Here is a 21,430-nt window from a genome sequence, read left to right as displayed (position 1 = left end):
CCAGGGCGGAGCTGCATGTTCCCCGCGCACGCGGGGCTTTCCTGCTCGGCGCAGACCAACATGCACCAAGGGGGAGGGAGAGGGGGACTTCAGTCCCTATCCAGGGAGGCGGGAGTCTGCTTTGCTGCGCTGAGTGACCGGACGTATCGCAACGGTACGGATCAGGTCCGACAGTGGCTTGCGGTCGTCTGGAGGCGGCGATGGAGCTGAGCACAGCAGCGCAGAGCGTGTGGGCCAAGTCCAGCCCCGAGGACGACGCATGGCTGTCACTGCCCCAGCACCTCCATGATTCCGCGGCGGTGGCTGGCCTCCTCTGGGACCGGTGGCTCCCCACGGCAGTGCGCTACGAGATCACTCAGGCCCTCCCCGGTGGTGACGCGGACGGTCGGCTGCTCCTGACGTGGCTCGCCGGAGTCCATGACATCGGCAAGGCGACTCCGGCGTTCGCTGTCCAAGTCGAGAAGCAGGCTCCGTACCTGACCGCACGCATGAGGGCGGCGGGGTTGGACATGCCTCCCGTCCTAGCCGACCGGGCGCTCCTGCGTCACGACATGGCAGGTCAGCTCGTGCTCACCCGGTGGTTGCAGGCGTCAGGGTGGAGTCGGCGCGTCGCGAGCACGTACGCGGTCATCGTGGGTGGCCACCACGGCTCCCCGCCCGAGCGCGGACACTTGCAGGCGGCTGCCGAGCGCAGCAGCCTCATCGGCCGCGACGCATGGGTCTCGGTGCAGGACGAGCTGCTCGACCACATGACGAGGCTGACCTGCGTGGCCGACCGACTACCGGTGTGGTCGCAGACGCCGTTGCCCTATCCCGCTCAGGTGCTCCTCAGCGCGGCCGTCATCGTGGCGGACTGGCTCGCCAGCAACCGCGACCTCTTTCCGTACGGCGAGCACCGGTCCTCCCTCGAGCGGGCTGCCGCTGCATGGACTGACCTGGACCTGCCGGCGCAGTGGCACCCGGAGGCGCCACCCGAGGACGACGACCACCTGTTCTCCGACCGCTTCGACCTCCCGGCGGGTGCGAGCCTGCGACCGGTGCAGCGCGCCGCGGTGGTCGCCGCTCGCAACGCCGAGGTACCGGGACTGCTCGTGATCGAGGACCGGATGGGGGTGGGCAAGACCGAGGCGGCCCTCGCCGCGGCGGAGGTCTTCGCCCATCGCGTCGGCGCCGGAGGGGTCTTCGTGGCCCTGCCCACCATGGCGACGTCCGACGCGATGTTCAGCAGGGTGCGTCGGTGGGTGCAGCGCCTGCCCGTCGAAGGCCCGGACGCCGACCTCACCCTGTTCCTGGCGCACGGCAAGGCGGCGCTCAACTCCGAGGCGCAGGAGTTGTGGCGCACCGGCGGTCCTGCCGCGGTGGCACCGGACGAGGACTCGAGCGGCGGCGGAGGCCACCAGCGGGCCACGGCCATCGCCCACGCCTGGCTGCGCGGCCGGAAGAAGGGACCGCTGTCGTCCTTCGTGGTCGGCACCATCGACCAGGTCCTGTTCGCCGCCCTGCGCAGCCGCCACCTGGCGCTGCGCCACCTGGCGCTCGTGAGCAAGGTCGTCGTCATCGACGAGGTCCACGCCGTCGACGTCTTCATGGGCAGCTACCTGCATCGGGTCCTGCACTGGCTGGGCGCCTACGGCGTGCCGACCGTGGTGCTCTCGGCCACCCTGCCAGCTGCCCAGCGCCGCGCCCTCGTCGCCGCCTACGACCGGGGCCGCACGGTCGCTGGTCGCGGTCCACGAGTGGCGGAGGCGGCCTACGACGTGCTCGACGGGGACGTCGGGTACCCGGTCATCACGGCGTCCACCGGAGGCGTGCCGCAGGTCGAGGTGCCTCGGGACGGCGCCCGCACGCAGCGAGTCCGGTTGCAGAGGCTCGCCGACGACGACGAGTCGCTCCTGGCGGTCTTGACCGAGGCCCTCGCTGGCGGCGGGTGCGCAGCGGTCGTCCGCAACACCGTCGGTCGCGCTCAGGCCACGTACGACCTGCTGCGTGAGCGGCTGGACTGCGAAGTGCTCCTGCTGCACTCCCGGTTCATCGCCGTCGACCGCGCCACCCGCGAGCGGGAGCTCCTGCAGCGCCTGGGCCCGCCGCAGACGGTGGCGGCCGCCGGTCGACGGCGCCCGGAGCGCGTCGTCGTCGTGGGCACCCAGGTGATCGAGCAGTCCCTCGATGTCGACCTCGACCTCATGGTGACCGACCTCGCCCCGGTGGATCTCGTGCTGCAGCGCCTCGGGCGGCTGCACCGGCACGAGCGAGGACAGGACCAGAGCGAGCGGCCAGCGTCCGTGCGGCAGCCTCGGTGCCTCGTGACCGGCGTGTCCGACTGGACGGCGCGACCACCGGTGCTCGTGCGCGGCTCCGAGACCGTGTACCACCGCGCGCCGCTCCTGAGGTCCCTCGCCGTGCTCGAGGACCGCTTCGAGCGAGGACACCTCGACCTCCCCGGTGACATCGCGCCGCTCGTCCAGGCGGCCTACGCCCAGGACCTCGTGCCCCCGGACGGATGGGAGCAGGTCTACGCCGACGCTGAAGCTCGACGAGTCGAGCGCGAGGCGGATCAGGACAGAAGGGCGCGCGAGTTCCAGCTCGGTCCGGTGAAGAGGACGGGTGAGTCGCTGGTCGGGTGGCTGCAGGGGTCCGCCGGGGAGACGGACGACACCCCGCAGGGCCAGGGGCAGGTCCGCGACAGCGAGGACGGCATCGAGGTCGTCGTCGTCCACCGGGTGGACGGCGTTGTGCGGCTCCTGCCGTGGACGACCGACCACGCCGGTCAGGCGATCCCCACCGAGTTCCGACCCGGCGACGACGTCGCGCGCGCGGCGGCGACCTGCACGCTGCGGCTGCCGGTCCACCTGTCCAACGGCCGTCACGCGGACGCGGTGATCAGGGCCCTGGAGAAGACCTGGTACCCGGGATGGCAGGACTCGCACTGGCTGTCCGGCCAGCTCGTCCTGGAGCTGGACGCCGACCTGTCGGCTGAGCTGCCAGGCCACCGGCTGGAGTACCACCGCGACCGCGGACTGCTCGTGACGACCACCGGTGAGGAGCGCTGATGTCCCACGCGACGGCTGACGGCACGACGTTCGACCTGCGCACGCAGCCGTGGCTGCTCGTGCGGACCCTGGCCGGGGACCTCGAGGGGGTCTCGCTCCTGGACGCCTTCGTGCGGGCCCGCGAGCTGCAGGGGCTTACCGGTGAGGTGCCCACGCAGGGCGTCGCCCTGTACCGCCTGCTGCTCGCCCTCCTGCACCGGGCGGTGCCGTGGGACCGGGACGACCCGGTCGCCCACTGGGCTGCGGCCTGGAACGGGGAGGTCGATCTCGCCGAGCACGTCCGGGCCCACCTCGAGGGGCACGCCGAGCGCTTCGACCTGCTCTCGCCCACGACGCCCTTCTTCCAGGTCGCCGACCTGCGCACGGCCAAGGACGGGGCCTCGGGCCTGACGTCCCTGATCGCCGATGTGCCGAACAACGCCCAGTACTTCACCACGCGCGCCGGGCGGAGCCTGCGGAGCATCGGCCTCGCGGAGGCAGCGCGCTGGCTGGTGCACGCCCAGGCCTTCGACCCCTCCGGCATCAAGTCCGGCGCCGTGGGGGACCCACGGGTCAAGGGCGGCAAGGGCTACCCGATCGGCACTGGGTGGTCCGGCCAGCTCGGCGGCCTGCTGGTCGAGGGGGCCGACCTGCTCGAGACCCTGCTCCTGAACCTCGTCCTGGTCGACCGCGACGAGCAGCCGTGGTCCGCGAGCGACACCGCGGTGTGGGAGCGAGCGCCCCACGGCCCGGCGGTGGAAGCCGAGGGCCGCCATCCCGGTGGTCCCGCCGACCTGCTGACCTGGCAGAGCCGGCGCATCCGCCTGCTGCGGGACGGCGACGCGGTCACCGGAGTGCTCATCGCCAACGGCGACCCGTTGCGGCCTCAGAACCAGCACCTGCTGGAGACGATGACCGCCTGGCGGCGCAGCGAGGCGCAGGAGAGGACCGTCAAGAAGTCACCGGTCTACATGCCCCGGACTCACCAACCCGAGCGGGCCCTGTGGCGAGGACTGCCCGCTCTGCTACCGCAGACGGAACGAGGCGGCACGCCCGGTGACGCGTCACGGGACCTCGCGCCAGCGGTGCTGGACTGGCTCGCTCTCCTGCGCGACAAGGAGCACCTGTCCGATCGCTACAGCGTGCGCACTCGCGCCATCGGTGTCCGGTACGGCAGCAACAGCTCGGTCATCGACGAGATCGTGGACGACGCGCTGCTCGTCCACGCCGTCCTGCTCGGCCACGAGGGACGGGAGCTGCGGCGCGCCGCCATCGACGCTGTCGGCGCCGCGGACGCTGCCGCCCTCGCACTCGCGAACCTCGCCGGCAACCTCGCAGCGGCCGCCGGAGGTGAGCCTGAGGGGCCGCGCGACCGGGCGAGGGAGCAGGCGTACTTCGTCCTCGACGCCCCCTACCGGCTCTGGCTCGCTTCCCTGGAGCCGAGCGTGGATCCGCAGCAGCGACGCGAGGCCTGGGAGCGGTTCGTGTGGCACGCGGTGCGCGTCATCGGTGACGAGCTCCTCGCTGACGCCGGCTCGCCGGCGTGGGTCGGCCGCGAGGTGCGCGGACACCACGTCACCTCGGCCCTGGCCGAGGCCTGGTTCCTCGCGGCCCTGCGCAGAGCGCTCGTGCTCGCGGCCGGACCGAGCTCCGCACACGCCGACGCCGCCGGCGACGAGATCGTCGAGGAGAGGAGCACCCGATGAGCACGGTGAGGCCGCCAGCGGCTGCAGGAGCGCCTCCCGGCAGCAGGGACGAGCAGCTGGAGCGGTACGTCGGCGCTCGCGTGGCCGCCCTGCAGGCCGGGTACCGGGCCGACCGGTCCGCCGCGGTGGGAGCACTGGCCCGCCTGCGCCGGGCCGTGACCACGGACCCTGGCGCCGACCCCGCTGTGTGGGCCGAGACCCTGGCCGGCCTGCCCGAGCCGCTGATGGGTCGCGGCGACGAGCCGTCCGCCTACGAGCGGGCAGCCCACTCGGCGATCACGGTGTTCGCGCTCCACCAGCAGTCCCAGACCACCGACATGCACCGTGCCGATCAGGGCGTGGGCTCCGCCGTCCGGCAGCTCGGTCAGCGCACGGGGGCGGACGAAGCGGTGCGGCGGCGGTTCCACGCGCTGGGCACCGCGTCGTCGTTCGCGGAGGCCCTGCACCACCTGCGGGGTCTGGTGACCCAGTTCCGCGCCGCTGGCATCCCCCTGGACTACGGCCGCCTCGCCCGAGACCTGCGCCGGCTCCAGGACCCGCGCACCGCCGACCGCGTCCGTCTGGCCTGGGGACGGGACTACCACCGGGCGACGCGCCCCGAAGACCTCGACGCCTCGACCACGACAGGAGAGCAGTGATGCCGCGCACCTTCCTCGACGTCCACGTGCTGCAGACCGTGCCCCCGAGCAACCTCAACCGCGACGACACCGGCAGCCCCAAGACCGCCTACTACGGCGGGGTCCGTCGGGCCCGCGTCTCCAGCCAGGCGTGGAAGCGTGCCACCCGCAAGGCCTTCGACGAGCTGCTGGACCGCGACCAGCTCGGCGTTCGCACCAAGCGCGTGGTCGAGCTCGTGACCGAGGAGATCGTGGCGTTGTCGCCCGACCTGGACGAGCCGCAGAAGCATGCTGTCGCAGTCCTCAACGCCGCCATGCCGAAGCTCGAGCTGAAGAGGCCCGAGAGGAAGCGCAAGGACAGCGATGACGCGAAGGACGAAGTGGCGCAGTCAAGCTACTTGATCTTCCTCAGCCGGCGACAGGTGCAGAACTTGGCACGCTTGGCGGTGGAGGCCGCAGGATCCGGCACGAAGGTCAGTGCTAGCGCCGCCAAGGCCGCTGCGGACTCCAGCCACAGCGTCGACGTGGCGCTGTTCGGTCGGATGGTCGCTGACGCCACGGACATCAACGTGGACGCCGCCGCGCAGGTGGCCCACGCCATCAGCGTCCACGCCGTCGACAACGAGTTCGACTACTTCACGGCCGTGGACGATCGAGCGCCGGAGGACAACGCCGGGGCGGGCATGATCGGCACGGTGGAGTTCAACTCCTCGACCCTGTACCGGTACGCGACCGTCGACGTCGACGCCCTGCGCAGGAGCCTCGCCGGTGCGGACGGTGACGCGGACGCCACGTCAGCAGCCGTCGAGGCGTTCCTCCGCGCTTTCGTCACGAGCATGCCGACCGGCAAGCAGAACACGTTCGCCCACCGCACCCTGCCTGATGCGGTGCTGGTGCAGGTCCGCGAGAAGCAGCCCGTGAACCTGGTGGGTGCCTTCGAGGACGCTGTCCGCGCGGGTGAGGCCGGCGGCCGGCTCGCGCAGGCCGCCGCTCGACTGGCGCAGCACAGCCGCGATGTCGACGACGCCTACGGCGGTGCGCCCGTGGCCAGCTGGGTCGTGCGAGTGGGCACGGCGACCGAACCGCTGGAGGCACTGGGAGAGGTCGTCGGGATCGACGACCTCGTGACAGCGGTCGGCGACCAGGTGCGCGACCGCGCCGGGGCAGCCGTATGAGCGTCCTGCTCCTGCGCCTGGCGGCGCCGCTGCAGTCGTGGGGGGCCGCCAGCCGGTTCGTCCGTCGCGAGACGCGTCACGAGCCGACCAAGAGCGGCGTCCTCGGCCTGCTGGCTGCTGCCGAGGGCCGTCGACGGACCGACCCGGTCGAGGACCTGGCGCGCACCTCCTTCGGTGTGCGGGTGGATCAGCCCGGCCGCCTCGTCCGCGACTTCCAGACCGCGCGCAGCCTGGACGGCACACGCACGATGCCCCTGTCCTACCGCTTCTACCTCGCGGACGCCGTCTTCCTCGCCGGAGTGGAAGGGGGTCCGTCACTGCTGCACGGGCTCGACGAAGCGCTGCGAGCGCCAGTGTTCCCGCTGTTCCTGGGCCGGCGATCCTGTCCCCCCTCGGGGCAGGTCAGCCTGGGCGTCCGCGAGGGCGGCCTGCAGGAGGTGCTGCAGGGTGAGCCGTGGCAGGCGGCGCTGTGGTGGCGGAAGCGCCAGGGGCCCCGGCTAGACCTGCCGATCGTCCGCGACGCTGCGGACCCGGCGGAGCCCGGTGACCTCGTCCGCGACCAGCCGATCAGCTACGACCCCGAGCGCAGGGAGTACGGATGGCGCACCGTCGTCCACGGTGAGCCGGCACGGATCACGAACACGGACGCCGCTCCGGGGGCCCGCTCCCGGGTGGATTTCCTCGCTGCGCTCGGAGGCGCGTGATGTACCTGACGCGGTTCGCGATCAACCCAGCTCGTCGAGGGAGCTGGACGCTGCTGGCCTCCCCGCAGGCCATGCACGCAGCCGTCCTGGCCGCCTTCCCTCCGGGAGCGGCGTCCGGTGCCGCCCAGGACGGCAGGGTCCTCTGGAGAGTCGACCGAGGAGAGCAGCACAGGGCGGACCTGTACCTGGCCAGCCCGACCCAACCCGACCTGACGCACCTGGTGGAGCAGGCGGGGTGGCCCGCGACGCAGACGTGGCAGACCCGTGACTACCGACCGCTGCTGTACCGGGTGCAGGCCGGCCAGCGGTGGGTCTTCCGCCTCACGGCCAACCCCGTCCACAGCGCCAGGGTCCGGGACGGCGAAGACACCAAGCCGCTGGCGCACGTCACCGCCGCGCAGCAGCAGCAGTGGTTGATCGACCGCACCGAGCGTCTGGGGTTCCACGTCGCCGCAGGAGCACGAGGCGAGCCCGGCGTCGTCGTCCGCGACCGGCGGACGGCGCGCTTCACGCGGCAGGGCAAGACGGTCACCGTGGCCATGGCGACCTTCGACGGCGTTCTGGAAGTCCTCGACCCTGACGCCCTGAGGACTGCACTGGTCCGCGGCGTCGGCCGGGCCAAGGGCTACGGATGCGGCCTGCTCACGCTGGCTCCTGTGCCATGAAGCCGGTACCGGGCACGCCGCCGCCGAAGCTCAACGAGCTCGTCCGCGCGGAGGACCGACTCAGCTTCCTGTACCTGGAGCGGTGCGTCGTCCACCGGGACGCCAACGCCATCACCGCCACCGATGAGCGCGGGACGGTCCACGTGCCAGCGGCGTCTCTCGGCGCGCTGCTGCTGGGACCCGGCACCAGCGTCAGCCACCAGGCGATGGTCCTCCTGGCGGAGAGCGGGTCCACAGCGGTGTGGGTGGGGGAGCGGGGTGTCCGCTACTACGCGCACGGCCGCTCCCTCGCCCGGTCGTCCCGGCTCCTGGAGGCGCAGGCGGCAGCGGTGACGAACCAGTCCTCGCGCTTGCGCGTCGCTCGTGACATGTACGCCATGCGCTTCCCGGACGAGGACGTGTCGGCGTTGACCATGCAGCAGCTGCGGGGGCGTGAAGGGGCCCGGGTGCGCCGGCTCTACCGGGAGCACGCCGCGCGGACCGGGGTCGAGTGGCAGCGTCGGGACTACGACGTGGCGGACTTCGCCTCCGGTGACGCGGTGAACCAGGCCTTGTCGGCCGCGACCACGTGCCTGTACGGCATCGTCCACGCCGTCGTCGTGGCCCTCGGGTGCTCACCCGGGCTCGGCTTCGTGCACACCGGGCACGTCCGCTCCTTCGTCTTCGACATCGCCGACCTGTACAAGGCCGAGGTCGCCGTCCCGGTGGCCTTCGACGTCGCAGTCCGCGAGACCGAGGACCTGCCTGCCGAGACGCGCCGCGCCGTCCGCGACGCTGTGCACGACGGCGCGATCCTGAGCCGGTGCGCGCGCGACATCCGCAGCCTCCTCCTGCCGGGTGAGGAGCCTGACGAGGTTCAACCGGACATCGACGTGGTGCAGCTGTGGGACGGCGCCCGCGGGCGCGTCGCAGGCGGCGCCAGCTACGGGGACGACGAACCGTGGTGGTGATCGTCCTCACGGCATGCCCAGCCGGCCTGCGCGGTCACCTGACGCGCTGGCTCCTCGAGATCGGTCCGGGGGTCTTCGTCGGTGTCCTCACCTCGCGGGTCAGGGACCTGATGTGGGACCGCGTGGTGGAGCTCGCCAAGGACGGGCGGGCGATCATGGTCTATGCCACGCGGGGAGAGCAGCGCCTCGCCTTCAAGGTGCACCGGCACGAGTGGGAGCCCGTCGACGTGGACGGCGTCTACCTCATGCGCCGCCCGGCCGACGAGTCCGCGAGGCCCGCCGATGCAAGGCCGGGATGGAGCAGGACGAGCCGCTACCGTCGTGCTCGACGTTGACGCGTGCATTGAGAAGTGATGCCGACCTGGCCCCTCGGTCAGTGTCGTTGCAGCTCAGCAAGAGTGCTCCCCGCGTACGCGGGGATGAGCCGTACTGGATCACCAAGGCCAAGACCGAGGGCAAGTGCTCCCCGCGTACGCGGGGATGAGCCCAAGGCCGAGCCGCGGGTCTCCCAGCCGGGCACGTGCTCCCCGCGTACGCGGGGATGAGCCCCTCTGCGGGCAGGGAGGGCTGATGCGCGCGTAGTGCTCCCCGCGTACGCGGGGATGAGCCCCACCTCATCGCCGGGCAGATGAACGCCGTGCTGTGCTCCCCGCGTACGCGGGGATGAGCCCAGGGCCAGCGTCGGGACGCCGTCGAACTTCCCGTGCTCCCCGCGTACGCGGGGATGAGCCCGGTGCCCTCATCGACAACTTCAACAAGCTCGCGTGCTCCCCGCGTACGCGGGGATGAGCCCTTCGACGTCGCCCGCGCGCACGCCGAGGGCCTGTGCTCCCCGCGTACGCGGGGATGAGCCCGTGTCACCGTGGGAGCGAACAAGCGTCTCATCGTGCTCCCCGCGTACGCGGGGATGAGCCCGCCGCCGTGCACATGATGCAGCGCCACGGCCGGTGCTCCCCGCGTACGCGGGGATGAGCCCGCCCGGAAGCTGTTCGCGGCGAGCTGCCCGTCGTGCTCCCCGCGTACGCGGGGATGAGCCCGCCGCGTTCCGAGCACTGGCAGGAATCACCCGGTGCTCCCCGCGTACGCGGGGATGAGCCCCGTGCCGAACGAAGCAGCCGCCGCACGAGCAGGTGCTCCCCGCGTACGCGGGGATGAGCCCATCCTCGCCTCGATGCGCTACGCGCTCAAGCGGTGCTCCCCGCGTACGCGGGGATGAGCCCGTCCCCGCGCTCTTGTCCACCGCCCATGCGGCGTGCTCCCCGCGTACGCGAGGATGAGCCCGTCCCCGCGCTCTTGTCCACCGCCCATGCGGCGTGCTCCCCGCGTACGCGGGGATGAGCCCTGGAACGGCTCGTAGACCTTCTCGCGGTCGATGTGCTCCCCGCGTACGCGGGGATGAGCCTGCACAGCGTCTTGTTCTCGGCCTTGGCCTTGTGTGCTCCCCGCGTACGCGGGGATGAGCCCAGCGCCCACGTCTCCTCGCTGCAGCGCCGCACGTGCTCCCCGCGTACGCGGGGATGAGCCCTCGAGCTCGCCGACCCAGGTCAGGTACGCCAGGTGCTCCCCGCGTACGCGGGGATGAGCCCCTGCGCCGCATCGTGGACCTGGCCGCGGCACAGTGCTCCCCGCGTACGCGGGGATGAGCCCGTGATCTTCTCGTCCTCGTCGCCGAGGATCGAGTGCTCCCCGCGTACGCGGGGATGAGCCCTGGACCGGGATCGTGGCGTACTCGCTGCCCTTGTGCTCCCCGCGTACGCGGGGATGAGCCGCCCACGCCCGTGCTGCCCGGGCGGAGCAGGACGTGCTCCCCGCGTACGCGGGGATGAGCCCGCCGTCCTCGTCAACCCGAACCTGCCCACCCCGTGCTCCCCGCGTACGCGGGGATGAGCCCCTGTCCCTCGCCGAGTACGACGACCTCCTCGACGTGCTCCCCGCGTACGCGGGGATGAGCCCCATGCCCCGGTCGCAGCGACGTAGACGCCGTTGTGCTCCCCGCGTACGCGGGGATGAGCCCGGATCAGCCAGTCCAGGGCCAGGTAGGAGCGGGTGCTCCCCGCGTACGCGGGGATGAGCCGTCGCGGTGCTTGCTGGGGTCGCCGTCGGTGCAGTGCTCCCTGCGTACGCGGGGATGAGCCCTACGACCCCGCCACCGCGGTGCAGCGCTCCGCGTGCTCCCCGCGTACGCGGGGATGAGCCCTTCAACAAGCTCGCCGACGCCTTCGGCACCAAGTGCTCCCCGCGTACGCGGGGATGAGCCCATCCTCGGCAACGCCTACGCCTACAACATCGAGTGCTCCCCGCGTACGCGGGGATGAGCCTAATGAGAACGTGAGAGCCAACGCGACGCTCGAGTGCTCCCCGCGTACGCGGGGATGAGCCCAGCACCCTGTCCTCCGGGATCTCCGGGGTGCTGTGCTCCCCGCGTACGCGGGGATGAGCCCGGGATGTGGTGACGTGCCCGCCTCGGCTCGTCGTGCTCCCCGCGTACGCGGGGATGAGCCCGGGGACGCCGTCGAGCTCGAGTGCTGGGGCGCGTGCTCCCCGCGTACGCGGGGATGAGCCCGCAGCGCCCACTACGACCTCGGCACCTTCCACGTGCTCCCCGCGTACGCGGGGATGAGCCCAGGTCCGCCTCAGCCAGGCGCGTCGCGGCGATGTGCTCCCCGCGTACGCGGGGATGAGCCCACGGTGACCTGGAAGTCACGGGCGCCGCCCACGTGCTCCCCGCGTACGCGGGGATGAGCCCGGGAGGCAGCCGCTCGGCTGCCGGCGGAGGGGGTGCTCCCCGCGTACGCGGGGATGAGCCGGCGTGCCCGTTGCCGGTCAGGGACTGGCCCGTGTGCTCCCCGCGTACGCGGGGATGAGCCCAGCTGGCCCAGGCGGGGGTCGTGGAAGTCCTGGTGCTCCCCGCGTACGCGGGGATGAGCCCCGGACCCACCGGCCCTGCCGGTCCTGCTGGCGGTGCTCCCCGCGTACGCGGGGATGAGCCGTCCTCCACCTGCAGCCGCTCGGAGAGGGCGTCGTGCTCCCCGCGTACGCGGGGATGAGCCCTCCTGGGACCTGCTCGGGCAGCTCGCCGAGGGGTGCTCCCCGCGTACGCGGGGATGAGCCCAGCTCCGCGGCGCGCAGCCTTGTGGCCTGCACGTGCTCCCCGCGTACGCGGGGATGAGCCCTCACCGTGCTCAGTGCGGATGGTCGCGCTCATGTGCTCCCCGCGTACGCGGGGATGAGCCCCGTAGTGCCCGGCGGCGCGGGTGGGCACCTAGGTGCTCCCCGCGTACGCGGGGATGAGCCGGACAAGGCGCTGCTGCTGTCGATGGTTGAGCAGGTGCTCCCCGCGTACGCGGGGATGAGCCCGACGTCATGACCACGATCTTCGTCGGCCCCACGTGCTCCCCGCGTACGCGGGGATGAGCCCTCCCCGTCCAAGTCGTTCGCCTGCCATACCCGGTGCTCCCCGCATACGCGGGGATGAGCCCCTCACCGAGGAGGTCGCCCAGCTCGAGGGCAAGTGCTCCCCGCGTACGCGGGGATGAGCCCTGCGGCCCTACGGACCCGGTGGCGCCGACATCGTGCTCCCCGCGTACGCGGGGATGAGCCCCGGTAGCGATCACCCGATGGTCCTCGTCCACGGTGCTCCCCGCGTACGCGGGGATGAGCCCGGGTCCTCGGATTACCCGGCTGCCGGCTCGGAGTGCTCCCCGCGTACGCGGGGATGAGCCCCACCGGATGACCTCCTGCTCATCCTGGATCTTGTGCTCCCCGCGTACGCGGGGATGAGCCCCCGAACCTGCTCACCCCGCGCCGCCTGGTTGGGTGCTCCCCGCGTACGCGGGGATGAGCCCGCGCTGCTATACGCGCGCGCCTCCGTGAAAGGGTGCTCCCCGCGTACGCGGGGATGAGCCGCCGGTGAAGCCGCGGTCGCGGGCGAGGTTGGAGTGCTCCCCGCGTACGCGGGGATGAGCCGTTCGCGTCCGTGGCGAACGCCCACTGCAGGCCGTGCTCCCCGCGTACACGGGGATGAGCCCTCCTCCGCACTGCCCATCACTTACGGCCCGCCGTGCTCCCCGCGTACGCGGGGATGAGCCCCTGGGTCTCAAGTCGGCGCCGCCTCGGGCCGAGTGCTCCCCGCGTACGCGGGGATGAGCCCTACAACGAGCCGAACGGGAGCGCGTTGTTGTTGTGCTCCCCGCGTACGCGGGGATGAGCCCGCAAACACCCGCGCCACGGGGCAGTGGGGCAAGTGCTCCCCGCGTACGCGGGGATGAGCCGTCGAGGTGCTTCTCGGCGAGCACCTGCGCGACGTGCTCCCCGCGTACGCGGGGATGAGCCCACGGCCCATCCGGCGAGGACGGGGACGCCGTTGTGCTCCCCGCGTACGCGGGGATGAGCCCCTCCTCATCGCCGCATGCATGGCGGCGCCCTTGTGCTCCCCGCGTACGCGGGGATGAGCCCAGCCACCCGTCGGCGGCGGCGATCGCGGCGCGGTGCTCCCCGCGTACGCGGGGATGAGCCGGCTGCCGAGGCCCGCCGCAACCTCGCCTGGGGGTGCTCCCCGCGTACGCGGGGATGAGCCCGATCCGGTTCGCGCCCCACCCGGACTCCAGGGGTGCTCCCCGCGTACGCGGGGATGAGCCCATGGACACGGTGGTCATGCGGCCGGCTCCTCGGTGCTCCCCGCGTACGCGGGGATGAGCCCTGGTCCGGCCTCGGCGGGAAGTGGGCACCCTCGTGCTCCCCGCGTACGCGGGGATGAGCCCGCGCCGAGGGCGCGGGCAGCGGAGGCCGCGGCGTGCTCCCCGCGTACGCGGGGATGAGCCGCCGCGAGGCGGTGGTTGGCGATGACCTCCGCGGTGCTCCCCGCGTACGCGGGGATGAGCCCCGGATCAACGCCGCGCGCGCCTCCAGCGCTCGGTGCTCCCCGCGTACGCGGGGATGAGGGACCTCGCGCACGTGCTGCTGGCCGAGGGCAGCGGTGCTCCCCGCGTACGCGGGGATGAGCCCACCGCCGACACGTGGGTCCTGGAGGGTCCGGCGTGCTCCCCGCGTACGCGGGGATGAGCCCAGGCTGTCCCCGGGCAGGTCGACGGAAGAGACGTGCTCCCCGCGTACGCGGGGATGAGCCCATCCACGGCTGCGCCTGCTTCCGCTTGCGCAGGTGCTCCCCGCGTACGCGGGGATGAGCCCGAGCGGGACGGCCGGATGAGGATCTTCAACCGGTGCTCCCCGCGTACGCGGGGATGAGCCCCAGATCAGCGCGCCGACCGCGGCGGCGATCGCGTGCTCCCCGCGTACGCGGGGATGAGCCCGCTGGTGTGGCGTCGGTGACCCCGGCGCGGCTGTGCTCCCCGCGTACGCGGGGATGAGCCGCGCAGCTCGGAGGTGGTGCCCATGTCCACGACGTGCTCCCCGCGTACGCGGGGATGAGCCCGATGCAGGTCAATCGCGCTGGCCAGCGCGAACGTGCTCCCCGCGTACGCGGGGATGAGCCCCTCGGCGCGGTCGCCGATGGCCTGTCCCAGGTGTGCTCCCCGCGTACGCGGGGATGAGCCCTCCCCTTCGACGTAGGCGCTCCAGGACGGGTAGTGCTCCCCGCGTACGCGGGGATGAGCCCCTGCCGGTCGGGCTGCGGCTGGACCGCGCGCAGTGCTCCCCGCGTACGCGGGGATGAGCCCCGCACCGGCACGGCCGGGGCGGGGCCGGCGTCGTGCTCCCCGCGTACGCGGGGATGAGCCCAAGCCCGCGCCCATCGGCGCGCCGTCCGCCGCGTGCTCCCCGCGTACGCGGGGATGAGCCGGCGTCGGAGTCCTCCGCGGCGACCCCCCGGTGTGCTCCCCGCGTACGCGGGGATGAGCCTCCGAGCGATCTGAGCGCTCTTGTCGGCAGAGCGTGCTCCCCGCGTACGCGGGGATGAGCCCTGGGTCATGGTGCGGGTCCCCTCGGCAGTGGCGTGCTCCCCGCGTACGCGGGGATGAGCCGGCCGGGGACAGGGGCGGGTCGGGCTGGTCGAGGTGCTCCCCGCGTACGCGGGGATGAGCCGTCCACCGGCAGGCTCCCCAAGCCCGGCAGCCAGGTGCTCCCCGCGTACGCGGGGATGAGCCGCGGTAGCTGACCACGTCCCCGGCCCACGGCGCGTGCTCTCCGCGTACGCGGGGATGGGCGGTGCCATGACTGTGCCGCCTGCTCAAGGCAGCGCGCTGCCCGCGTACGCGGGGATGAGCCCGGGATCAACTGTTGGCGGGTCGGGGTGTCCTAGTGCTCCCCGCGTACGCGGGGATGAGCCCTGCACGATCGCCTGCGCGAAGTCCGTGGCGGAGTGCTCCCCGCGTACGCGGGGATGAGCCCTCGTCGAGCACTTCCGCGCCGACCACCGGCCCGTGCTCCCCGCGTACGCGGGGATGAGCCCGACGTCGACCCCTTGTCCCCGCTCAGGTTCGGGTGCTCCCCGCGTACGCGGGGATGAGCCCAGGTAGCCGAGGCCGACCATGCCGACCTTGCGGTGCTCCCCGCGTACGCGGGGATGAGCCCTCGACGCTGCTCGTGTTGCCGCGCGGGCTGTAGTGCTCCCCGCGTACGCGGGGATGAGCCCTCTTGAGCGGCTTGCCGTTCACGGAGCGGTAGTGCTCCCCGCGTACGCGGGGATGAGCCGGCGTCGAGGCCGGCCTCCTCGGGGAGGGCGGCGTGCTCCCCGCGTACGCGGGGATGAGCCCGCCGGCATCGGGGACGGCGCACCCGCCTACGGGTGCTCCCCGCGTACGCGGGGATGAGCCCGACACGCAGCAGCCGCGGCCCTGCCAGCAGGGGTGCTCCCCGCGTACGCGGGGATGAGCCCGGCGGCACGGTCCGGGCCCGCGGCGGCAACGCCGTGCTCCCCGCGTACGCGGGGATGAGCCGCCGGCCAGGAGGCGGTCCACGGCGTCCCCGAAGTGCTCCCCGCGTACGCGGGGATGAGCCCGGCCGGACGCTGAAGGACTGGACCGCCGGCTGGTGCTCCCCGCGTACGCGGGGATGAGCCCCCCTTGTAGGAGTTGCGTTGTACGAGGGGGTAGTGCTCCCCGCGTACGCGGGGATGAGCCCAAGCACAAGCCCGGTTGGGTTCTGTGGTTCCAGTGCTCCCCGCGTACGCGGGGATGAGCCGATGTTCATCTCACCGGTCTGGCGGATGAAGAAGTGCTCCCCGCGTACGCGGGGATGAGCCGGAGAGCGTGCTGCGCCAGCTGGCGCGTCTGACGTGCTCCCCGCGTACGCGGGGATGAGCCCGGCCCGATAAATCAACCGACAGGAGACCCTTCGTGCTCCCCGCGTACGCGGGGATGAGCCGCGGCCGATCCGCTCGGCGCGCCGGCGGACGCCGTGCTCCCCGCGTACGCGGGGATGAGCCGTCCCTGGAGCAGGCCGCGCGGATGAAGGGCGGGTGCTCCCCGCGTACGCGGGGATGAGCCCTAGTGGGCTCGCTCGCTCACTCGTCGATCGTGGTGCTCCCCGCGTACGCGGGGATGAGCCGACCGGGGCGAGGACGTTGGTCCACAGCCAGCGGTGCTCCCCGCGTACGCGGGGATGAGCCCGCCACCCTGACCCCGGCGCCCTCGAGTCCGAGGTGCTCCCCGCGTACGCGGGGATGAGCCCTTGGAGCCGTTGGCGACGACGATGTACAGCGCGTGCTCCCCGCGTACGCGGGGATGAGCCGGCGGGGTCCTTCAGCCGGGTGGCGTCCCGGGAGTGCTCCCCGCGTACGCGGGGATGAGCCCCCCCGGAACGCGCACATCTGGCTCGGCGGGGGGTGCTCCCCGCGTACGCGGGGATGAGCCGGGGTCACGCACCCATCCGGCGGCCTGCAGGTGGTGCTCCCCGCGTACGCGGGGATGAGCCCACCGCCGGAATCAAGGTGCGCCACCTCGGGTAGTGCTGCCCGCGTACGCGGGGATGAGCCCCTCGCCCACGCCGAGGACCGGGTCGACCTCCCGTGCTCCCCGCGTACGCGGGGATGAGCCCTCCCCGATCTCGCAGCTGGTGACGACGACCTCGTGCTCCCCGCGTACGCGGGGATGAGCCCACCGCCGGGATCAAGGTGCGCCACCTCGGGTAGTGCTCCCCGCGTACGCGGGGATGAGCCCGTGACCCTGGCCTCCCCGGGCACCACCCTCGAGTGCTCCCCGCGTACGCGGGGATGAGCCCGCGACCAGGGTCCCGTTCTCCTCCAACCATCCGTGCTCCCCGCGTACGCGGGGATGAGCCCTCCACCGCCCACAGCACGTTGGCGGGGGCGTCGTGCTCCCTGCGTACGCGGGGATGAGCCCGTGGCGAGGTCGTCGGCGTGGACGTAGACGACGTGCTCCCCGCGTACGCGGGGATGAGCCCCGCAGGGTGCACTCCTCGGCGTCGACCACGGCGTGCTCCCCGCGTACGCGGGGATGAGCCCGTGCAGCGGGCTCGGAAGGCGGCCTCGGGGATGTGCTCCCCGCGTACGCGGGGATGAGCCCAAGGCGCGGATGGGCCATGCCCACGCACGCCAGGTGCTCCCCGCGTACGCGGGGATGAGCCGCGGTAGCTGACCACGTCCCCGGCCCACGGCGCGTGCTCTCCGCGTACGCGGGGATGGGCGGTGCCATGACTGTGCCGCCTGCTCAAGGCAGCGCGCTGCCCGCGTAGGCGGTGCTCGTGTACCTAAGCGCGTGTGATGGCGAGCGTTCAGGTCAGGCCGGCAGCGGTTCCAGCGCTGCGAGCACGGCGGCCTGCACGCGCGGGTCGCTGAGCACCCGGAAGTGGCCCACCGCGCCGGGGATGCACACGTTGGTGGCCCCGGGCAGGTGGCTGCCGCCGGGGATGTTCGGGTCGACCTCGCTGAAGACGGACGTGATCGAGCCGTTGACGCCCGTGCTCGACGCCAGCTCCACCAGCAGCGGACCCCCTGGTGCGAACACGCGCAGGGTGCGTCCGGGCAGGAACCGGGCGTAGCGCGAGCCGGAGAAGGGCGTGTTGACCGCGACCAGGTGGCGCAGCGCGCCGTCGCCGTTGTGGTGCACCAGCAGGTGCTTGCCGATCAGGCCGCCCTTGCTGTGGGCGACGAGGGCCGCGCCGGTCAGGCCCTGGTCGTCGACGAAGCGCCGCACGGCCTGCGCCATGGCGGGCACCTCACCGGTGTTGTGGCCGAGCGCCTCCACCACGTGCACCGGGTGCCCGGCCGTGAACAGCGCCTCGGTCAGCGGCTCCAGGAACCGCCACGACTCGTAGACGCCCGGGACGAGGACGACGGGCAGGCGGTGCGGCCCGGGGCCCGGCGGCGTGCGGTACCGCTCGGCGGACTGTCCGCGCGCCAGGCCCACCGCCTGCCGCCGCACGGCGTAGACCCAGTCGGCGAGGAACCACCACGCGATCGAGGCGGCCCGCACGACGCGCCGGCTCACGCCCGCACCAGCTCCAGGCACGCCCGCGCCACCTCCTGCGGGTGGCTCCACTGGATGCCGTGGCGCCCGCCGTCCAGCTGCGCGGCGCGCCCGAGCGGGGCCCGCCGCGCCAGGTGCTCCGTCCAGTGCCGCGGCGCGATCGGGTCGTGGGCCCCGCGCAGGACCAGCACCGGCACGGCCGCCGCGGGCAGGACCTCCTCGATGCGGTCGGCGAGCATGTGCGCCGCGGTCGCCAGGTAGCGCCGGGGGCCGCAGCGCAGGTACTCGCGCACGAGCACGGCGTTGAAGGCGACCGGCTCGGCGGCGCTGTCGCGCAGCAGCCGCAGGGCCTGGCGCGGCGCCGAGCGCGCGCGCTCGTCGACGGTCGGCCCGATCAGGACGGCTCCGGCGGCCAGGTGCGGGTGCCCGCGCACCAGGTGCGCCACCACCTGGCAGCCCATCGAGTGGCCCACGAGCAGCGCGCCCCGCACGCCGAGGGGCTCCAGGGCCCGCCGCACCGCGCCGGCGTGCTCGGGAACGCTCAGCGAGAGCGGCCCCGGTGCGCCGCCGAAGCCGGGCAGGTCGACGGCGAGCACCCGCGCGCGCGTGGACAGCTCGCGCGCCAGCGGCGCGAAGTAGCGCCGGGAGACGCCGATGCCGTGCACGAGGACGACGGTCGGCCCGTCGGACCGGCCGCCGGCGACCACGCGCGCGACCGGCGCGGCCGCTCCGGCAGCGGGGGCGGCGGTGCTCAGCTGACCGGGCCCGTCAGCTTCTCGCCGGGCCCCTGGCCGGGGGCGTCGGGAAAGGGGGAGGCCTCGCGGAAGGCCAGCTGCAGCGTGCGCAGGCCGTCGCGCAGGGCCCGGGCGTGCTGGTTCCCGACCTCCGGGGCCGCCGCCGTGACGAGGCCCGCGAGCGCCGTGATGAGGATCCGCGCCTCCCCGAGGTCGAGGTGGCCGGCCTCCTGGGCGTCCTCGGCGAGCCCGCACTTGACCGCCGCCGCGCTCATCAGGTGCACCGCGGCGGTCGTGATGACCTCCACCGCCGCGACGTCGGCGATGTCGCGGGCGGCGTCCTCGGCGCCCTCGGGCTCGGGAATGGGAACGTGCGTGCTCACGCTGCTACTGTTGCAGAACGACCGACCAGTGCTGCTGTCGCCCGACCGGGACGACGCCGCACCGGTGCGCGAAGCGGAGGCCAGCCTCCCACCCGTCGCGGCCCCCGGGCCGTCGGGTTCCGGTCCGCCGCAGCGCCCCTCGCGGGGCGCTGCGGGCGCCTCCCCGGGCGCCGTCGAACGACGGCGCCGGAGGTCCGGGTCTGGCCTGCTCGCCGAGCGCTCGCGGGTGGGGGCCCCCTCCACCCCGCGGTGGTCCCGAGGACACCGTGAAGGAGCTCTTCCATCAGCGAACCGCGCATCAACGACCGCATCCGCGTCCCCGAGGTGCGGCTGGTCGGTCCCAACGGCGAGCAGGTCGGCATCGTGCGCGTCGAGGACGCGCTGCGGCTGGCCCAGGAGGCCGACCTCGACCTCGTCGAGGTGGCGCCGCAGGCCAAGCCCCCGGTCTGCAAGCTCATGGACTACGGCAAGTTCAAGTACGAGTCCGCGATCAAGGACCGCGAGGCCCGCAAGAACCAGGCCAACACCGTCCTGAAGACCGTCCGGCTGCGCCTGAAGATCGATCCGCACGACTACGAGACCAAGCGCGGGATGGCGCAGAAGTTCCTCGAGTCGGGGGACAAGGTCAAGGTCATGATCATGTTCCGCGGTCGCGAGCAGTCCCGCCCGGAGATGGGCTACCGGCTGCTGCAGCGCTTCGCCGGCGACGTGGACGAGCTCGGGTCGATCGAGTCGAACCCGCAGCAGGACGGCCGCAACATGGTCATGGTCATCGGTCCGCACCGCCGCAAGGCCGAGGTCAAGGCCGGCGCGAAGGCCGAGCAGCGGCGTCGCCGCGACAGCGCCGGCGGGCACCGGGTGCAGGAGGAGGCGGCGGGCCAGCTCGCCGACGAGGCCCGCGCCGCGGCCGCCGACGCGCAGGAGGCGGACACCCCCGCCCAGCAGCCCGCTCAGCCCGCTCCGGTCGCTGCGCAGCCCGCTCCGGCCGCTCCGGCCGCCCAGCCCGCTCCGCAGCCGGCCCAGCAGGCGCCCCGGCCGGGCCAGCCCGCACGACCGGCACCGGCGCCCACCCCGGCGCCCGCCGCCCGACCGGCCCGGCCCGCGCCGGCTCCGGCCGCGCGACCGGCCCCGTCCGCGCGGCCGGCCCAGCCGGCCCAGGCGCCGGTCCCGCAGCCGCCGGCCCGCACCACCGCCGCGCCCGCCCAGCCCGCTCCGCGGCCGGCCGCCCCCCGGCCCGGTCCGGCGCGACCCGGGCCGCGGCAGGGAGCACCGGGGCGCACCGCGCAGGTCTGACCCTGCGCGGGCCGGGCCCTGCGCGGCCCGGTCCTGCCCAGCACGCCCGCCCGGGAGCACCCTCCCCGGGCGGTCCACCGCAGCACGGCTGCCGGGCCTCGCCCGGCGCCAGGAAGAGGACGAGGCAGCCATGCCGAAGATGAAGACCCACAGCGGCGCCAAGAAGCGCTTCAAGATCAGCGGCTCCGGCAAGGTCGTGCGCGAGCGCACCAACCTGCGCCACCTGCTCGAGGGCAAGTCGAGCCGGCGCGTGCGGCGCCTGCAGGTCGACGCGGTGGCCGCGCCCGCGGACGCCAAGAAGATCAAGCGGCTGCTCGCCAAGTGAGCCCCCGCGGCGCCGCTCCCGGCGCCGCGCCCCGACGACAGCACGACCAGAGGAGCACCACGTGGCACGCGTGAAGCGGGCGGTCAACGCCCAGAAGAAGCGCCGCACCACCCTGGAGCGCGCCAGCGGCTACCGCGGCCAGCGCTCGCGGCTGTACCGCAAGGCCAAGGAGCAGGTCACCCACTCGCTCGTCTACGCCTACCGCGACCGGCGCGCCCGCAAGGGCGACTTCCGCCGCCTGTGGATCCAGCGGATCAACGCCGCCGCCCGCGCGAACGGCATCACCTACAACCGCTTCGTCCAGGGCCTGAAGGCCGCGGGGGTCGAGGTCGACCGCCGCATGCTGGCCGAGCTCGCCGTCAACGACGCCGCGGCCTTCTCCGCGCTCGTGGAGACCGCCCGCGCGGCGCTGCCGGCCCAGCCGGTGGCGCAGGCGCAGGGCTCGGCGGCCTGAGCCCCGCCGGCA

At 73.5% G+C, this 21,430-nt stretch carries 14 protein-coding genes and 1 CRISPR repeat array; of the genes, 11 read left to right on the top strand and 3 right to left on the bottom strand.

Annotation, left to right across the window (positions count from 1 at the left end):
- Positions 1 to 200 precede the first annotated feature (200 nt).
- Genes BLS82_RS10130 through cas2e form a run of 8 tightly spaced genes read left to right on the top strand, consistent with a single transcriptional unit; the run spans position 201 to position 9,181 of the window.
- Entirely contained in the window at positions 201 to 3,050 is a 2,850-nt protein-coding gene (locus BLS82_RS10130) for a CRISPR-associated helicase/endonuclease Cas3 (protein WP_092864708.1), read from the top strand.
- Positions 3,050 to 4,735 carry a type I-E CRISPR-associated protein Cse1/CasA gene (casA, locus tag BLS82_RS10125; RefSeq protein WP_092864705.1) on the top strand — a complete coding sequence of 562 codons (1,686 nt, stop codon included), beginning with the start codon at positions 3,050 to 3,052 and terminating at the stop codon, positions 4,733 to 4,735. The genes BLS82_RS10130 and casA overlap by 1 nt, the downstream gene beginning before the upstream one ends.
- The gene (gene casB / locus BLS82_RS10120; RefSeq protein WP_092864702.1) at positions 4,732 to 5,373 is read left to right on the top strand and encodes a type I-E CRISPR-associated protein Cse2/CasB; all 642 of its coding nucleotides are present in this window, start codon (positions 4,732 to 4,734) and stop codon (positions 5,371 to 5,373) included. Before casA ends, casB begins: the two co-directional genes overlap by 4 nt.
- Entirely contained in the window at positions 5,373 to 6,527 is a 1,155-nt protein-coding gene (gene cas7e, locus BLS82_RS10115; RefSeq protein ID WP_092865316.1) for a type I-E CRISPR-associated protein Cas7/Cse4/CasC, read from the top strand. The genes casB and cas7e overlap by 1 nt, the downstream gene beginning before the upstream one ends.
- A complete protein-coding gene (cas5e, locus tag BLS82_RS10110; RefSeq protein ID WP_092864699.1) occupies positions 6,524 to 7,231 on the top strand; it encodes a type I-E CRISPR-associated protein Cas5/CasD in 708 nt (235 codons plus the stop codon). Before cas7e ends, cas5e begins: the two co-directional genes overlap by 4 nt.
- The gene (gene cas6e, locus BLS82_RS10105) at positions 7,231 to 7,896 is read left to right on the top strand and encodes a type I-E CRISPR-associated protein Cas6/Cse3/CasE (RefSeq protein ID WP_092865313.1); all 666 of its coding nucleotides are present in this window, start codon (positions 7,231 to 7,233) and stop codon (positions 7,894 to 7,896) included. The genes cas5e and cas6e overlap by 1 nt, the downstream gene beginning before the upstream one ends.
- A complete protein-coding gene (gene cas1e, locus BLS82_RS10100; RefSeq protein ID WP_092864696.1) occupies positions 7,893 to 8,846 on the top strand; it encodes a type I-E CRISPR-associated endonuclease Cas1e in 954 nt (317 codons plus the stop codon). Before cas6e ends, cas1e begins: the two co-directional genes overlap by 4 nt.
- A complete protein-coding gene (cas2e, locus tag BLS82_RS10095) occupies positions 8,837 to 9,181 on the top strand; it encodes a type I-E CRISPR-associated endoribonuclease Cas2e (RefSeq protein ID WP_092864693.1) in 345 nt (114 codons plus the stop codon). Before cas1e ends, cas2e begins: the two co-directional genes overlap by 10 nt.
- Before the next feature lie 63 nt (positions 9,182 to 9,244).
- Positions 9,245 to 17,448: a CRISPR direct-repeat array (repeat unit 28 nt; unit sequence GTGCTCCCCGCGTACGCGGGGATGAGCC).
- Positions 17,449 to 17,539: 91 nt separating this feature from the next.
- On the opposite strand, the gene BLS82_RS10090 is transcribed toward cas2e, so the two are convergent.
- From BLS82_RS10090 to BLS82_RS10080, 3 genes are read right to left on the bottom strand one after another with little or no spacing between them, the layout of a single operon-like run.
- Positions 17,540 to 18,250 carry an esterase/lipase family protein gene (locus BLS82_RS10090; RefSeq protein WP_092864690.1) on the bottom strand — a complete coding sequence of 237 codons (711 nt, stop codon included), beginning with the start codon at positions 18,248 to 18,250 and terminating at the stop codon, positions 17,540 to 17,542.
- Positions 18,247 to 18,936 (bottom strand): alpha/beta fold hydrolase, encoded by a 690-nt coding sequence (locus tag BLS82_RS10085; RefSeq protein WP_176819025.1) that lies wholly within the window; start codon positions 18,934 to 18,936, stop codon positions 18,247 to 18,249. Before BLS82_RS10085 ends, BLS82_RS10090 begins: the two co-directional genes overlap by 4 nt.
- A 44-nt stretch (positions 18,937 to 18,980) precedes the next feature.
- On the bottom strand, positions 18,981 to 19,346 hold the full coding sequence (locus BLS82_RS10080; protein ID WP_218123775.1) for a DUF1844 domain-containing protein: 366 nt from the start codon (positions 19,344 to 19,346) through the stop codon (positions 18,981 to 18,983).
- Positions 19,347 to 19,670: 324 nt separating this feature from the next.
- Here BLS82_RS10080 and infC point away from each other — a divergent pair, with 324 nt between their 5' ends.
- The 3 genes from infC (at position 19,671) to rplT (ending at position 21,418) form a co-directional block, all read left to right on the top strand.
- Positions 19,671 to 20,639 (top strand): translation initiation factor IF-3, encoded by a 969-nt coding sequence (gene infC / locus BLS82_RS16780; protein ID WP_218123774.1) that lies wholly within the window; start codon positions 19,671 to 19,673, stop codon positions 20,637 to 20,639.
- Between the two features lie 130 nt (positions 20,640 to 20,769).
- Entirely contained in the window at positions 20,770 to 20,964 is a 195-nt protein-coding gene (rpmI, locus tag BLS82_RS10070) for a 50S ribosomal protein L35 (protein ID WP_092864680.1), read from the top strand.
- 61 nt (positions 20,965 to 21,025) lie between these two features.
- The gene (gene rplT, locus BLS82_RS10065) at positions 21,026 to 21,418 is read left to right on the top strand and encodes a 50S ribosomal protein L20 (RefSeq protein WP_092864677.1); all 393 of its coding nucleotides are present in this window, start codon (positions 21,026 to 21,028) and stop codon (positions 21,416 to 21,418) included.
- The last annotated feature ends 12 nt before the right edge of the window (positions 21,419 to 21,430 follow it).

The sequence above is a fragment of the Quadrisphaera sp. DSM 44207 genome (assembly GCF_900101335.1).
Lineage (GTDB): Bacteria > Actinomycetota > Actinomycetes > Actinomycetales > Quadrisphaeraceae > DSM-44207.
The sequence above is the reverse complement of the archived record's forward strand: the minus strand, read 5'-3'. Positions and strand labels throughout refer to the sequence as shown.